The sequence below is a fragment of the Streptomyces sp. NPDC018031 genome, assembly GCF_044327625.1.
GTDB lineage: Bacteria > Actinomycetota > Actinomycetes > Streptomycetales > Streptomycetaceae > Streptomyces.
On record NZ_JBIRFT010000003.1, the window covers coordinates 365,902 to 380,383 of the forward strand.

General features: G+C 75.7%; 11 protein-coding genes. 6 read left to right on the plus strand and 5 right to left on the minus strand.

The features are described from left to right. Positions 1–280: 280 nt before the first annotated feature. A complete protein-coding gene (locus ACH4B3_RS11905) occupies positions 281–1,303 on the plus strand; it encodes an SGNH/GDSL hydrolase family protein (RefSeq protein WP_398462651.1) in 1,023 nt (340 codons plus the stop codon). Between the two features lie 369 nt (positions 1,304–1,672). Here the strand turns inward: ACH4B3_RS11905 and ACH4B3_RS11910 are convergent, their stop codons facing one another. Beyond that, the gene (locus ACH4B3_RS11910) at positions 1,673–4,273 is read right to left on the minus strand and encodes a beta-glucosidase (protein WP_398462652.1); all 2,601 of its coding nucleotides are present in this window, start codon (positions 4,271–4,273) and stop codon (positions 1,673–1,675) included. Between the two features lie 358 nt (positions 4,274–4,631). Here ACH4B3_RS11910 and ACH4B3_RS11915 point away from each other — a divergent pair, with 358 nt between their 5' ends. Continuing rightward, positions 4,632–5,930, plus strand: coding sequence for a pyroglutamyl peptidase (locus tag ACH4B3_RS11915; protein ID WP_398462653.1), 1,299 nt, complete (start codon positions 4,632–4,634; stop codon positions 5,928–5,930). Positions 5,931–6,266: 336 nt separating this feature from the next. Here the strand turns inward: ACH4B3_RS11915 and ACH4B3_RS11920 are convergent, their stop codons facing one another. Both ACH4B3_RS11920 and ACH4B3_RS11925 read right to left on the minus strand, forming a co-directional pair. After that, a complete protein-coding gene (locus ACH4B3_RS11920) occupies positions 6,267–7,103 on the minus strand; it encodes an EI24 domain-containing protein (RefSeq protein ID WP_398462654.1) in 837 nt (278 codons plus the stop codon). A gap of 392 nt (positions 7,104–7,495) precedes the next feature. Next, a complete protein-coding gene (locus ACH4B3_RS11925) occupies positions 7,496–8,515 on the minus strand; it encodes an NADP-dependent oxidoreductase (RefSeq protein ID WP_398462655.1) in 1,020 nt (339 codons plus the stop codon). Positions 8,516–8,771: 256 nt separating this feature from the next. Here ACH4B3_RS11925 and ACH4B3_RS11930 point away from each other — a divergent pair, with 256 nt between their 5' ends. Together ACH4B3_RS11930 and ACH4B3_RS11935 are read left to right on the plus strand one after the other, a co-directional pair. Next, the gene (locus tag ACH4B3_RS11930) at positions 8,772–9,248 is read left to right on the plus strand and encodes a MarR family winged helix-turn-helix transcriptional regulator (RefSeq protein ID WP_398462656.1); all 477 of its coding nucleotides are present in this window, start codon (positions 8,772–8,774) and stop codon (positions 9,246–9,248) included. A 185-nt stretch (positions 9,249–9,433) separates the two neighbouring features. Beyond that, entirely contained in the window at positions 9,434–10,264 is an 831-nt protein-coding gene (locus tag ACH4B3_RS11935) for a hypothetical protein (RefSeq protein WP_398462657.1), read from the plus strand. Positions 10,265–10,379: 115 nt separating this feature from the next. On the opposite strand, the gene ACH4B3_RS11940 is transcribed toward ACH4B3_RS11935, so the two are convergent. Both ACH4B3_RS11940 and ACH4B3_RS11945 read right to left on the minus strand, forming a co-directional pair. Next, on the minus strand, positions 10,380–11,669 hold the full coding sequence (locus ACH4B3_RS11940; RefSeq protein WP_398462658.1) for a helix-turn-helix domain-containing protein: 1,290 nt from the start codon (positions 11,667–11,669) through the stop codon (positions 10,380–10,382). A 2-nt stretch (positions 11,670–11,671) separates the two neighbouring features. Then, the gene (locus ACH4B3_RS11945; RefSeq protein ID WP_398462659.1) at positions 11,672–12,037 is read right to left on the minus strand and encodes a hypothetical protein; all 366 of its coding nucleotides are present in this window, start codon (positions 12,035–12,037) and stop codon (positions 11,672–11,674) included. 129 nt (positions 12,038–12,166) lie between these two features. Here ACH4B3_RS11945 and ACH4B3_RS11950 point away from each other — a divergent pair, with 129 nt between their 5' ends. Both ACH4B3_RS11950 and ACH4B3_RS11955 read left to right on the plus strand, forming a co-directional pair. Continuing rightward, complete coding sequence (locus ACH4B3_RS11950; RefSeq protein ID WP_398462660.1) at positions 12,167–13,120, plus strand: DUF3068 domain-containing protein; 954 nt, start codon at positions 12,167–12,169, stop codon at positions 13,118–13,120. Between the two features lie 175 nt (positions 13,121–13,295). Then, complete coding sequence (locus ACH4B3_RS11955; RefSeq protein ID WP_398462661.1) at positions 13,296–14,477, plus strand: glycosyltransferase family 4 protein; 1,182 nt, start codon at positions 13,296–13,298, stop codon at positions 14,475–14,477. Positions 14,478–14,482: the final 5 nt, after the last annotated feature.

The following is a 14,482-nucleotide window of genomic DNA, read 5'->3' on the forward strand; positions in this document are numbered from 1 at the left end:
CCCAATGATCACTCCTGCACCAGCTCCGAGGTTACATGAAGTAAACACCACTGAGCTTAATTCTCCACAAAAGGGACAGGATGTGACGCGGTGTGATGCTCCAGTGTCGGTACGCGCCATCCGCCGGGTCGCAGCCCAACTAGCACGGGAAAAAGCTACCGCGCTGTGCGTACCCGGGAGTGACGTACCGTCGGTCCTGGATAGATATCACCCATCAGTCGGAGGGGGAACAGCCATGCGGGGCCTGGAGCGGCACGAGCGGCGCAGATTTCCGATCCCGATGAGCACCGTTCCGGTCGCTTCCGACCCGCCCGGGGCGGCCGCCGGAGCGGGTGAGGGCCCCGGCCCGGACCCGTCCTCGCAGGCGGGGCGGGGGCCGGCGGCGGGGGCCGGCGCGGCACCGGGCGGCGGCCGGGTCGCCCGGGCGGCCCGGGGCGCGGTCGTCCTGCTGTCCGCGGCGGCGGTGCTGGCCGGCTGCACCGGCGGCTCCGACGGCGACCGGACCGCGGAGCACGGCACCGCCGCGAAGCGCCCCACCGTCAAGCCGGCGCGACCGTGGGACACCCGCCCGGATTCCATCGCCTCCGTCGGCGACTCCATCACCCGCGGCTTCGACGCCTGTTCGGTGCTCTCCGACTGCCCGGAGGTGTCCTGGTCGACGGGGGACGAGGTGGACAGCCTGGCCCGGCGGCTGCTGCCCGCCCGCACCGGCAAGGGACCGGTCCGCAGCTGGAACCACGCCAAGACCGGCGCGGTGATGGCGGACCTCCCGGACCAGGTGCGGGAGGCCACCGCCCACCGGCCCGAGCTGGTCACGGTGCTGATCGGGGCGAACGACGCGTGCCGGGACTCGGCCGACGAGATGACCCCGACGGATGACTTCCGCACCGACTTCACCGCCTCGCTCAAGGCGCTGCGCAAGGCGCTGCCGAAGACCCAGGTGTACGTGGCGAGCGTCCCCGACCTGAAGCGGCTGTGGTCGGAGGGGCGCAAGGACCCGTTCCGCAAGCACATCTGGAAGCTGGGGATCTGCCCGTCGATGCTCAAGGACGCCGACTCCGACGACGCCGGGGCGCGGGAACGCCGCGGCCGGGTGGAGCGGCGGGTGGACGAGTACAACCAGGTGCTCGAGCAGGTCTGCTCCGCCGACCTGCTGTGCCGGTACGACGACGCGGTGCACGACTACCGTTTCACCGCCGACGAGTTGAGCAAGTGGGACTGGTTCCACCCGAGCAAGGAGGGGCAGCGGGTGCTGGCGGACATGGCGTACCGGGAAATCACCCGGAAGGAGCCCACCGCCTGAGTCAACCGCGGCGCCGGGACACCCCCGCCCGGGTGCGGGCGGGGGTGCCCGCGGGCCCCGGACGGGCCGGTCCACGAGGCGCAGGCGGGCCGGTTCGCGAGACCCTGGCGGGCCGGACCCCGAGGCCCGGGCAGGTCGGGCCGCGGGACCCGGGCGGGTCGGGCCGCGGCGCCCGAGCAGAGGTGTCCGCGGAACTCGGACGGGCCGGTCCACGGGACCCTGGCGGGTCAGGCCGCGGCGCCCGAGCAGAGGCGTCCGCGGAACTCGGACGGGCCGGTCGGCGGGACCCTGGCGGGTCGGACCGCGAGGCCCAGGCGGGCCGGTTCGCGCGACCCGGGCAGGTCGATCCGCGGGACCCGGAGGGGTCAGTCAGTCCGTGGTGACCTCGACCGGGACGGACAGGCGCCGGTCGGCCACACTGCGCCCGGCCTCGGCGAGGTGGCGGCCGGTGCGCAGCCGCCAGCCGCCCCCCGCCGGATCACCGGTGCCGTCCGCGGCACCGGCCGGGTGCCAGTACCGCGCGGCGGAGCGCGGTACCTCGATCACCGCCTCGACGGCCTCCCCGGGCCGCGCCCGGACCGACGCGAAGCCCGCCAGTCGCCGCGCGGGCCGGCGGACCTCCGCCGCGCCGTCCGCCCCCGGACCGCCGGTCGGGGTGCCGGCTCCGTCCGGTGCCGTCAGGTAGAGCTGGACGATTTCCCGCCCCGGGCGGGTCCCGGTGTTGCGGACCCGGACGGTGACCGTGCCCAGCGAGCTGCCGTCACCCTGCCCGGCGGGGGTGTAGGCGGCGTGTTCGTAGGCCCAGTCGGTGTAGCCGAGGCCGTGCCCGAACCAGTAGGCGGGTGCCGCGCCGGACCGCTCCCACGCCGCGTGGCCGATGAACGGCCCCTCCGCGTAGGGAAGTCGGCCGCCGTCCGGCACGACGCGGGTGACCGGGGCCTCGGCCAGCCGGCCGGGCCAGGTGGTGGGCAGCCGCCCGCCCGGCTCCTCGGCGCCGAGCAGGACGTCCGCCAGCGCGGCCCCCGCCTCCTGTCCCGGGAACCAGCCGAGCAGCACCGCAGCCACCTTCTCCCGCCACGGCAGCTCGACCGGGGCACCGGAGTTGACCACGACCACGGTGCGGGGGTTGGCGGCGGCCACCCGGTCGACCAGTTCGTCCTGGCGGCCGGGGAGCCGCAGGTCGGTGCGGTCGAATCCCTCGCTCTCCACCCGCTCGGTGGTGGCGACCACCACCACCGCGACGTCGGCGGCGGCCGCCGTGGCGACCGCCTCCTCGATCATCCGGTCCGGGTCCCGCTCCGGTTCCCGGTGCATCAGCCCGAAGCCGACCGCCTCGACCGGGGCGTCCTCGATCCGGGCGACGACACACCCCAGGGCGATGTCCACCGGGCGACCCGCGGTCAGCTCGGCCTCGCCGCGCACCACCGGGGCGCCGAAGAACGCCTCGAACGGGTCGGCGTGCTCGTCCAGCCCCTGCCGCCCGTCGTACAGCGGGACGCCGCCCACCGAGAGCCGGAAGCCGCCCAGGCCCCTGGTGCCGAAGGAGTGCCTGCCGCCGACCCGCGGGGTGAAGGTGCCGGTGATCTCGATGCTGTGCAGCTCGTCGAAGGTCACCCCGGCGGGCAGGTCGCCGCCGAGCCAGCGCAGTTCGCCGCCGGGGAGCCGCCGTTCGCCGAGCACACGGCCGTCCGCCGCCCGGACCACGGCGCGCAGCGCGAAGCCGGGGCCGGCGACACCGAGTTCACGGGTGGGTTCGGCGCCGGTGGCGTACTCCAGCGCGACCGAGTCGGGCAGCGCCGCGCGGAGCCCGTCCAGCGGCGCGACCGTCCGGGCCGGGAACACCTGGGCCGAGCCGCCGCCCTGCACCCGTGCGTCCCGGGCGGCGCCGCCGATCAGGGCGATCCGGGCGACCGCGCCGGGGTCGACCGGCAGCGCCCGCCGCTCGTTGCGGAGCAGGACGAAGGAGCGCCGGGCGATCTCCCGGGCCAGCGCCGCGCCGTCGGCGGGGCCGCCGGCGGGCGGGGGCGGGGCGGGGGCGGTGGTGAGGGCCCCGGTGCGGGCGGCGAGCCGCAGCACCCGCCGTACCGCGGCGTCCACCTCGGCCTCGGCGACCCGTCCGTCCCGTACCGCGGCGGCGAGCGCCGGTCCGTAGACGGTCCGCGGACCGGGCATGGCGATGTCCAGGCCGCCGCGGAGCGCGCGTACGGTGTCGCGGGCGGCCATCCAGTCCGAGACGACGGCGCCGTCGAAGCCCCACTCCTCGCGCAGCACCTCCCGTTGCAGCCGCCGGTGTTCGGTCATGGTGGTGCCGTTGACCGCGTTGTAGGCGGACATGACGGCCCAGGGGCGGGCGTGTCGCACGATGTGCTCGAAGGGCGCCAGGTACAGCTCGCGCAGGGTCGCTTCGTCGATCCGGTTGTCCACGGTGAAGCGTTCGGTCTCGGCGTCGTTGGCGACGAAGTGCTTCACGGTCGCCGCGACTCCCCCGTCCTGCACCCCGGCGACGTAGGCCGCGCCGATCAGGCCGGTGAGGCAGGGGTCCTCGCTGTACGCCTCGAAGTGCCGGCCGCCCAGCGGCGAGCGGTGCAGGTTGACGGTGGGCGCCAGCAGCACGTGGACGCCCTTGCGCCGGGCTTCCTGGGCCAGTAACCGGCCGGCCCGCCGGGCGAGTTCCGGGTCCCAGGTGGCGGCGAGCGCGGTGGGGGACGGGAGCGCGACCGAGGGGTCGTCGGCCGTCCAGCGCACCCCGCGCACCCCGATCGGCCCGTCGGACATCACCAGGGAGTCCAGCCCGATCCCGGGGACCGCGGGGAGCGACCACATGTCCTGCCCGGCGAGCAGGGCGGCCTTGGTGTCCAGGTCGAGCGCGTCGAGCGCGGCCCGGACCGCCCCGGCCTCGTCGAGCGTGTGGTCCCTCAGCTGGTCCGTCACAGCCGTGCCTCCTCGTCGAAGTCCGCACCGGTCCTCCATCCTCGCCCCGGCCCGGCGCCGCCCGGTAGCCGTCGTCGCCGGCCGGGTGACGGGCCGTCCGGGGCGCGATCGACGGGACCGGGGCGGGGATCGCCGGGACCGGGGGCCGATGCCCGGGCCCGCCGGGAAGGCGACCGGCCGTTCGGGGCGCGATCGACGGAGCCGGGGCCGGTGCCCGGCCGGGGCGCGATGGCCGGGGCCGCCGGCCGGCGGGGGCCGATCGTGGGAAGGGCCGGGGCCCGATGGCCGGAAGGAACGCGATCGCGGGCGGCCGGGCATGGCGCCGGGTCGCCGGGCGCCGGAATACTGCCGCTCGGCTGAACGACTTCGATCAGGTCTGACCGGAAGGAATCGCCGTATGAGAGGGATACCTACCCGGCTCGGTGTGCTGGCCGCCGCCGTGCTCGCCGTCGTCGCCGCCGGGCCGCCCGGGGCGCTCGCCGCTCCGGGCGGCCCGGCGGGCGCCGCCCCTGGCGGTCCGGCACCGACCGTGGAGGAGCGGCGGCTCGACCAGGCCGTCCCGCGGGAGATCCTGCGCCGCAGCGGGTTCGACTCCGTGGCCCCGGACTTCGCCCGCGCCCTGGACCGGGCGGGTTCGGCCCGGCAGGCCGAGCGGGTGGTGGCTCGCCACGGCGAACGGCTGTGGCAGCGGGCGGTGGACCGGGCGCAGGGGCGCGGACCGGCGGCCCGCGAGGGGGACCTGGCCCGGGACGACGACCGGCCGCTGTACTGGGCGCGGCTGGGGATGACCCGGGCGCTCGGCGAGTGGCGGCCGGCGTTCCCGCTCGCCGCCGAGCGGCGGGCGGAGCTGCTGGCGGGGCTGGAGCGGTCCTCGCGCGGCCAGGACTCGCTGGACCTGCCCGCGGGCCGGCGGGTCACACGGGTGCTGGTGACCGGGTTCGACCCGTTCCAGCTGGACGCGGACCCGCGCCGCAGCAACCCCTCGGGCGCGGCGGCACTGGCGCTGGACGGCACCACCATCCGCACCGCCGCGGGCCCGGCGCGCATCGAGGCGGCCGTCTTCCCGGTCCGCTGGGCGGACTTCGCGGACGGCACGGTGGAGCGCACCCTGCTGCCCGGCTTCCGCTCCGGGCCCCGCCGGGTGGACCTGTTCATGACGGTCAGCCAGGGCCGGGTGGGCCGGTTCGACGTGGAGCGCACCAACGGGGCGTGGCGGGGCGGCTACCCGGACAACCTGGCGGTGTCCGACACCGGAACCATCCCGGTGCCGGCCGGGGTCCCCACACCGCGCCCGCAACCGCAGTGGACGTCCACCACGCTGCCGTACCGGGCCATCGTGGCGGCCCGTACCGGGGACTTCCCGGTGTACGACAACACCGCCGTCACCGAGATCCCGGCGGGCGGCAGCACCCCGGTGAACCGGCCGGACGGGCCGACCGAGGGCTCCGTCGCCCGCGCGGGCGGGGGCGGCGACTACCTGTCCAACGAGATCGCCTACCGGGCGACCCTGCTGCGCGACGCGCTCGGGCTGCGGGTGCCGGGCGGGCATCTGCACACCCCGGTGCTGCGGTTCGGGCCGGGCAACACCGATCCGGCGACCGGGCAGATCAGCGATCCGGAGTTCGTCCGCAACCGGCTGGCGATCACCGACCAGGTGCGGGAGGTGCTGCGGGTCGCCGCCGGAACGGTGACGTGAGCGGCCGCCCCGGCGGTGACCACCGGGGCCTTCCCGGGCGGTGACCACCAGGGCCTTCCCAGGGGCCGGGTGAACGGCGCCGGGTGCGGGCCGAGTGCGGGGCCGGGGTGGGCCGGGTGCGGGCCGACCGGGCCCGCCGGGGCGTTCCCGTCCCCGGTGAACAGCGCCGGGTGGACCGGGCCGGGTGGACCGGGCCGGGTGCGGGCCGACCGGGACCGCCGGCCGGGGCCTTCCCGGACCGGGTGGACCGGGCCGGGTGAACCGCGCCGGGGTGAACCGGGACGTATGAACCCGCGCCGGGTGCGGGCCCGCCGGGGCGGGTGCCGCCCGGAGGGTTCAGCCGGCCCGCGGAGCCGGGGCGTGCCCCGGCCCCGCGCCGGGGCCGGCCGAGGCCGCCGCGCCGTCCGTCCCGGGGTCGCCGCCGGGGTCCTCCGCGTCCTCCCCCGTCAGGTCCCGGACCAGCAGCGTGGCTCCGGCCACCGCGCCCGGCATCAGCAGCACGGCGACGAACGGGACCAGGAAGAGCAGGGTGAGCGGGACCCCGAAGCCCAGGGTGAGCAGCCGCCGGCCGCGCAGCAGCCGCAGCCGTTCCTTCAGCAGCACGCCGCGCCGGGCGAGCGCCACGGCGGTCAGCTCCTCGGCGAGGAAGAACCCGGAGACGCAGAAGCCGAGGGCCGGGATGACCGTCTGGCCGACGAACGGCACGAAGCCGAGCGCGAAGAGGAGCACTCCCCAGAGCACCACCCGGAACACCACGGCCAGGCTCTCCCGGGCGGAGAGCAGCAGTTCGCGCCAGAGCGGCAGACCGGACTCGGGGGCGGCGCCGCCCACCGAGCGGTCCACCTGTTCGGAGAGCGACTCGTAGAAGGGCTGCCCGACCAGCAGGGTGACCGCCGTGAAGGTGATGACCGCGAGCAGCAGGCAGGTGCCGACCAGCAGCACCGCGAGCGCGCCGCGGAACAGGCCGAGCCACGGCGTGGACCAGTCGTCGGCGAACGGGGTGGACCAGGCGATGATGTCATCGGTCCACAGCACCAGGGCGACCACCGCCGCCGCGTAGCCGACCAGGGTGATGAGTGCGGGGATCATGCCGAACCCCCACCACCGCCCGTGCCGGGCGACCCAGCGCTGCCCCTTCACCAGATAGCCGAACCCCGCGGCAAGATCACGCATGGCCCGCAGCCTAGTGGGCGCGTCCGGCCCGGACCGGGGCCGGGCCGGGACCCGCACGGGGAGGCGCCCGGCCTGCCCCGCGGGGAGATGTCCGGGCCCCGCGCGGCAAGGTGTCCCGGGCCCCGGACGCAGAGGTGCCACCCCCACACCGGAGTGGCCGGCCCACGCACGGAGAGATGCCCCGGGCCGCCGCGCGGGGAGGCGTCCGGTCTGCCCCGCGGGGAGGTGTCCGGGCCCCGCACGGAAAGGTGTCCGAGCCGCGCGTGGGAGGCGCCCGGCCCCGTACAGGGGGGTACCCCGGCCGGCCACCGTGCCCGCCCCGGGCGGGCCCCGGGCGGGCACGGCCGGGGCCGGGGCGCCGGGACCGGGGGCGCCGGGGCCCTGGGGCCGGCTCAGTCGCCGAGGGTGACGAGCATCTTTCCGGTGTTCGCGCCGCGCAGCATGCCGAGGAAGGCGTCGGCGGCGTTCTCGATGCCGGAGACGGACGTCTCGCGGTACTTCAGCTCCCCGGACCGCACCCAGCCGGAGACCTCTGCCACGAACTTCGGCTGGAGGTCGTAGTGGTCGCCGACGAGCAGTCCCTCCATCCGGAAGCGCTTGCCGATGATCTGCGCGAGGTTGCGCGGCGCCGGGGTCGGTTCGGTGGCGTTGTACTGGGAGATCATCCCGCAGACGGCGATCCGGCCGTGCAGCCGGATGGCCGAGATGGCGGCCTCCAGGTGCTCGCCGCCCACGTTGTCGAAGTAGACGTCGATGCCGTCCGGGGCGGCCTGGGCGAGCTGCTCGCGGACCGGGCCGTCCTTGTAGTCGAAGGCGGCGTCGAAGCCGTACTCCTCGGTCAGCAGCCGGACCTTGTCGGCGGAGCCGGCGCTGCCGATGACCCGGGAGGCGCCCTTGAGCCTGGCGATCTGGCCCACCTGGCTGCCGACCGCGCCGGCCGCGCCGGACACGAAGACGGTGTCGCCCTCCTTGAACTCCGCGACGCGCAGCAGTCCCGCGTAGGCGGTCAGCCCGGTCATGCCGAGCACGCCGAGGTAGGCGCTGAGCGGCGCGAGGCCGGGGTCCACCGGTACCGCGGACTTCGCGTCCAGCACGGCGTACTCGCGCCAGCCGAAGTGGTGCAGCACGTGGTCGCCCTCGGCGAAGCCCTCGGCGCGTGAGGAGACCACCTGGCCCACCGCCCCGCCGAGCATCGGCTTGTCCAGCGCGTACGGCTCGACGTAGGACTTGGCCGCGCTCATCCGGCCCCGCATGTACGGGTCGACGGACAGGTACTGGTTCCGGACGAGGATCTGTCCCTCGGCCGGTTCCCGGATCTCCGCCTCACGCAGCGCGAAGTCCCGTTCGGGGTCCGGCCAGCCTTCGGGGCGGGCGATCAGGTGCCATTCACGGCTGGTGCTGGGCAGCGGCATGGGGAGAGCCTCCTAGATGCTTCATGTACCGAAACAATGTTTGGACTGAATAGTTAAGATTGTCAAGCAGTTCTCTCCGGCGCGGCTTCCGGCGCGCCCGCCCCGCCCCACCGGGTGCCCCGGGGACCGCCGGGCAACCGGCCGCGGGCACTCCGGTGCGCCGGGGGTGCCGGGGGTGCCGGACCGGCCCCGGAAGGCCGGTACCAGCGGGAACCTCCGCATTCAGGGGCTTCGAGCGGTTGGTTAGGGTGTCGGCATGACGCCGCCGACCGACCCGCTGACCACCGAGGTCGTCGGGCTCATCGGTTCCGTGGTGGCGCGTTACCACGAGGAGTACGAGCGGGCGGCGGCCGAACACGCGCTGACCGGGGCACAGGCGCGGGTGCTGAGACTGCTGGCCGAGGAGCCGTCCCCGATGCGCCGGATCGCGGCGCGGCTGCGGTGCGAACCGTCCAACGTGACCGGCATCGTGGACCGGCTGGCCGCCCGCGGGCTCGTCGAGCGCCGCCCCGACCCAGCCGACCGCCGGGTGAAACTCGCGGTCGCGACCGCCCTCGGCAAGGAGACGGCGAGCCGGCTGCGCGGCTCCCTGGACTTCGCGGACGAGCCGCTGGCGGCACTGAGCGCCGGGGAGCGGACGGCGCTGCGCGATCTGCTGCGCCGGATGCTGGGCCCGGCCGCGGAGACTTCCGGGGCGGACTCGGCGCCGCGGAGCGGGGAGACCGCGGACTGAGCCGGCGGCCGGGTGCCGCGGCGGTGCGGTGCGCCGGCCGGGGCCCGCACGGCCGGCGCACCGCGTCCCCGGCACCCGCGTCCGGACCCGCCGCGGCGACCCGGCGGAGGCCCTGGCCACCTGCACACGATCCTCACACTCCGCCGTTCCTGGATGATTCATCCGTCACATAATCTGCCCGCGTCATGGACTACTGCCCTCCGTGCCGCCGGCACCTCAACGGCGCGCTCTCCTGCCCAGGCTGCGGAACCCCCGCCGAGGACCTCGCCGCGCCGTCCGCCGGGTCCGGCACCGACACCGGCACCGGCACGACCCGCGCGGCACGGCGCGCGGCCGCTCGGCGCACCCCCTCCGGCGCCGCTTCCGCCGCGCCCGGAGCGGCCCCCGCCCGGCAGGCCCCGTCCCGGCGCAAGCCGCGCCGTCCGGCCGGCCGTGCCCGCCGGGCGCGACGGGGCAGGGGCCGCCGGATCACCCTGCTGGCGGCCGTCCTCGGGCCGGTGCTCGCGGCGGTGTTCGTCGCCGAACTGGCCACCGAGGGCGGGATCTTCCACGAGACCGCGGGACCGTCGAGCGACCGCCCGGCGGCCGCGGACCGGAGCCCGGCGGGCGGGGGCACCGCGGACGGCACCGGTCCGGCCGGCGGCCCCGGGCACAGCGCCGCCCCGCGCGTCCCGGCCGGGGCGACCGATCGCCCCGGCGGCGCGGACGGGCAGCAGGACGAGGACGGGCGGAAGGACGAGGACCCGGACGGCCCGGAGGACGGCGCGGCGGACGCGGACCGCGACGCGCGGCGGGACGGCGACCGGAGCACCGGGGACCCGGACGCGCCGGGCGCGAGCGGGCCGGCGGACGGCGGAACGCCCCCGGCCCCGACCGCACCGCCCGCCGAGCCGACGCCGAGCGGCCCGCCGGCCGGCACCCCCGGTGACCCCGGCCCGGCCCCGACCACCCAGCCGCCCGCCGAGCCCACCCCGGAGCCGACGCCCTGCGACCGGTTCCTGTGGTGGTGCACCTGACGGACCCCGCCGACCGGGCCGCGAGCCGAGCGGCCGGCCCCGGTCACGAGCCGGCCCGCACCGGGGTGCGACGGCAACCGGCCCGGCGCCGCCGGCGCGGGGGCCTGACGCCGGCTCAGCCCTGCGGCCGGCCGTCCGTGCCGGGCCGCAGCGGACCCGGACCGGCAGGACCCAGCTCCTCGGGGCCCCCGCCGCCCTCCGCGCCGAACCCACCGCGCAGGCGCTGGGCGCGGAGCACCACCTCCAGCTCGAACCGGGTGGCCGGATCGGCCAGTTCCTCGCCCCACAGCTCGCGGATCTGCCGCAGCCGGTAGCGCACCGTCTGCGGGTGGACGCCGAGCTGGGCCGCCACTTCGGGGGCGCCGCCGCGGGTCTCCAGCCAGGCCAGCAGGGTCTCGGCGAGGCGGCGGCCGTGGGTGGGGCCGCACTCGGCGAGCGGCGCGAGCCGCCGCCGAGCGAGGGCGTCGATCAGTTCCCACGGCGGCAGCAGCACCAGCGCCTCGGTGTGCTCCGAGCAGTCCAGCACCTCGCCGGAGGGCAGCAGTCCGCGTTCCATCAGCCCGACCGCGACGGTGGCCCAGCGCAGCGAGGTGGCCGCCTCGGCGAGCGGTACGGAGGGCCCGAGCGCTCCGGACCAGCCCGCGGTGGTGCGGCGCAGCAGCTCCGCACGGCCGGGGGACTCGGGGTCGGGGACGACCATCCGGGGCCGCTCGCTCTCCATGTCGAGCAGCACGTCCTGGCTCACCGGCGGGGCGAGGGCGTCCCGGGCCGGGCGCAGCAGCACCGCCACCGCGACCCGCTCCGGCAGCGGCCAGCCGATCCGCGCGGCCCGCTCGGCCACCGCGTCGGCGGAGTCGGGCCGCGCGGGTTCCCCGAGCAGCACCTCCAGCAGCCGGCGCTGGAGCCGGAGCCGCTCGCCCGCCTCGCGGGCGGCGGCCTCGGCGTAGCCGAGCATGGACTGGGCGACCAGGCCGTCCAGGTACTCGAACCCGGTCTCCGCCAGTTCGTACATGGCCGGCGCCGGGATGTGGATCTGCTGGCCGATCTCGGCCAGCCGCCGCCAGGCGAGCCGCACGCCGAGCCGGTACATGCCCTGCAGGGAGTCCAGGCTGCGGCCGTGCTGCAACTGGCCCCGGCCGAGTTCCTGGAAGACCCTCGGATGGGCCCGGTCGCGGTCGGAGTCGGAGGTGACCTGCTGGACGAAGTGCTCCAGCGCGCCGCGGATGGCGGTCAGCGCCACCGGTTCACCGCGGTCGACGGGGTTGGCGGAGATCCGGGGGTACTCGCGCTGGATCTCGCGGAGGATGTCCTCGGCGAGCATCGGGATGCCGACGACGAACCGCTCGGCGAACTCCCGTTTCTGCTCCGGGGGGACCCGCGCCCATTCCGAGCCCAGGGGGGACATGGTCAGCGCTCCCCCGGTTCCGCCCCGGCTTCCCGTTCCGGCTCGGCCGTCGCGTCGGGCCCGGCCTTCCGGTCCGCGTCGCTCGTGCCGTCCTTGTCACCCTTGTCACCCTTGTCGTCCTCCGCCCCGGCGGCGGGTGCGGTGCTGCCGCCCGTCGGCTCCGCCTGGGCGGTGGGGAAGGTGACCAGCGGAACGTTCGGCTGATCGGGTGGACTGTTGAGGATGGCCACGATTCCGATCGCGGCACCTACGGCGAGCGCGGCGGCGACCACGGCGGTCACTGCGGCGACGATAAACCTGGGCATGGCGCGTCTGGCCCCTTCCACATGTGGCAGCGCACCGGCCCGGTCCGGATTCATCGTCAGCATGCGGGGAGCATTGACACAAAGTCAAGCCTTTGCCTACGGTCCCGCCTCAACAGAGAACTCGTCAGTAGGTTCCGCCGGCCTCCTGCCCGCGATCACCGCTGGCCCCTCCCATGAGACGGAGTGCACGCCATGCGCCGCTCTGTATCCCCACTTTCCCTGATCGTCTTCGGTTTCGGCGTATTCCTGCTGGTTCTGGCGCCGATGCTGGCGTGGTACGTCGAGCCACGCGCCAAACGAACACCCATCGACACCGATGTGACCACGATCTTCACCGGCCCGGGTTCGTACTTCGACACCCAGGCCGTCAAGGAGCGGCATGACCAGCGGCTTACCGTGACCCGCCATGTGCTGGGCGACGTGGGTGACAGCGACCGCGGCACCGCGGTGTGGGACGTGTCGACCACCATCGACACCCCGCGCAGCCTGCCGTTGAAGGACCCGCGGAAGTCCTTGCAGTGGACCACCGAGCGGTGGGTCACCGACCGGAGGACCAACGCGCCGAAGCACTGTTGCGGCGAGGCCCCCCGGGCCTTCCAGGGGGAGGCTTACCTGAAGTTCCCCTTCGACGTGGAGAAGCGGAGTTATCGCTGGTGGGACAGCACGTTGAAGGCCCCGGTGGTGCTCCGCTACGCGGGCACCACGAAGATCCAGGGCTACCAGGGCTACCGGTTCACCGGCAGCGTGCCGGCCACCGAGATCGGCACCCGGCAGGTGCCCGGACGGCTGGTGGGCAAGCCCAAACAGGGCCAGGTGCACGCCGAGGAGTGGTACTCCAACGGCCGGATAGAGCTGGTCGCCGACCAGCTCACCGGTCGCATCATCAACGCGAGCATCTCGCCCCGGCTGGCGCTGCGCGCCCCCGGCGGCAAGGGCGGCGACAAGGTGACTTTGCTCCACGGAAAGGGGCTGGAATTCACCCCCGCGACCCAGCGCTCCCAGGTCGGGCTGGCACGTGATGACAACGACCGGCTGGAACTGGTGGGTCGTACCGCGCCCCTCGCGGCCGCGGTGACCGGCGGCGTTCTCGCCGCGGCCGGCACCTGGCTGCTGATCCGCGGCCGGGTCCGGGGCGCGCGGCACTGAGCAGGATGACGAAGCGGCGTCCTCTTCGCATCCGGAAATTGTCACCCAGGTGAGTAGCCGGATGCGAACAGGACGACGAAAACTGGGCTCCTCAACAGCACCTCCCCCGGTCCGCTCCCCCCAGTCTCCGTCCCTGAGACGAGAGTCTCCGTCCCTGAGACGAGTTGGAGCACTCATGTCCCAGCACGTGAAGTCCTCACCGCCTTCCGCGCCCCCGGCGCGGATCCCCCACCCCCCGCAGCTCTCCCCGGCGGCGCAGGCGGCGCCGCCGGTCCCGCCGCCGGTGCCGCGTCGCATCGTCTTCCTGGCCCGGCGGGACCTGGCCAACCCGGCCGCCGGCGGCTCCGAGCTGCTGATCGACCGGATCGCCGACGGACTGACCGCGAACGGTCACGAAGTCACCCTGCTGTGCGGGGGGCCGGCCGTGCACCGCGACTACCGCGTGGTGTCGGCCGGTGGTGACGCGGATCACTACCTGCGGGCCAGGCGGGCCTTCGCCCGGCAGGTCGGCGAGTGCGATCTGCTGGTGGAGGTCAGCAACGGCATGCCGTACCTGGCGCCGCTGTGGCACCGCGGCCCCACCCTGTGCCTTGTCAACCACGTGCACACCGACCTGTGGGGGATGCGGCTGCCCTCGGCCGCCGCGCGGCTCGGCAGGCGGCTGGAGCACTGGGCGCTGGCCGGCACCCACCGGGGCAACCTGATGGTCGCGGTCTCCGAGTCCACCGCCGCCGCGCTGCGGGCGCTGGGCGTGCCCGGGGACCGCATCCGCATCGTGCACAACGGTGTGGAGGACCCCGGCCGGCTGCTGCCCAAGTCCCCGGAACCGCTCTTCGTCGCCATGGGACGACTGGTGGAGTACAAGCGGATCGACCTGCTGCTGCGGCTGTGGGAACGGGTCCGCCCGGTCACCGGCGGCCGGCTGGTGATCGTCGGCGACGGGCCCGAGCGGGCCCGGCTGGAGGCGATGGCGGGACCCCAGGTCACCTTCGCCGGCCATGTCTCCGAAGAGGAGAAGCACCGGCTGCTGTGCGAGTCCTGGCTGCTGCTGCACCCCTCGATGGTCGAGGGCTGGGGCCTGGTGGTGATGGAGGCCGCGATCCGCGCCACCCCCGCCGTCGGGTTCGACATCCCCGGACTGCGCGACTCCGTCGAGGACGGCGCCACCGGGGTGCTGGCGCCCGGCGAGAGTTCGTTCGCGGCCGCCTGGTGCGCCCTGGCCCTCAGCCGGGAGCGCCGGGACGCCATGGGCACCGCGGCCCGGCTGCGCGCCGAGCGGTTCCGCTGGAGCAGCACCGTACGCGGCTTCCAGGCGGTGGCCGCCGAGGCGTACCTGACCTCGGCACGGCGGCGGTGACCGCG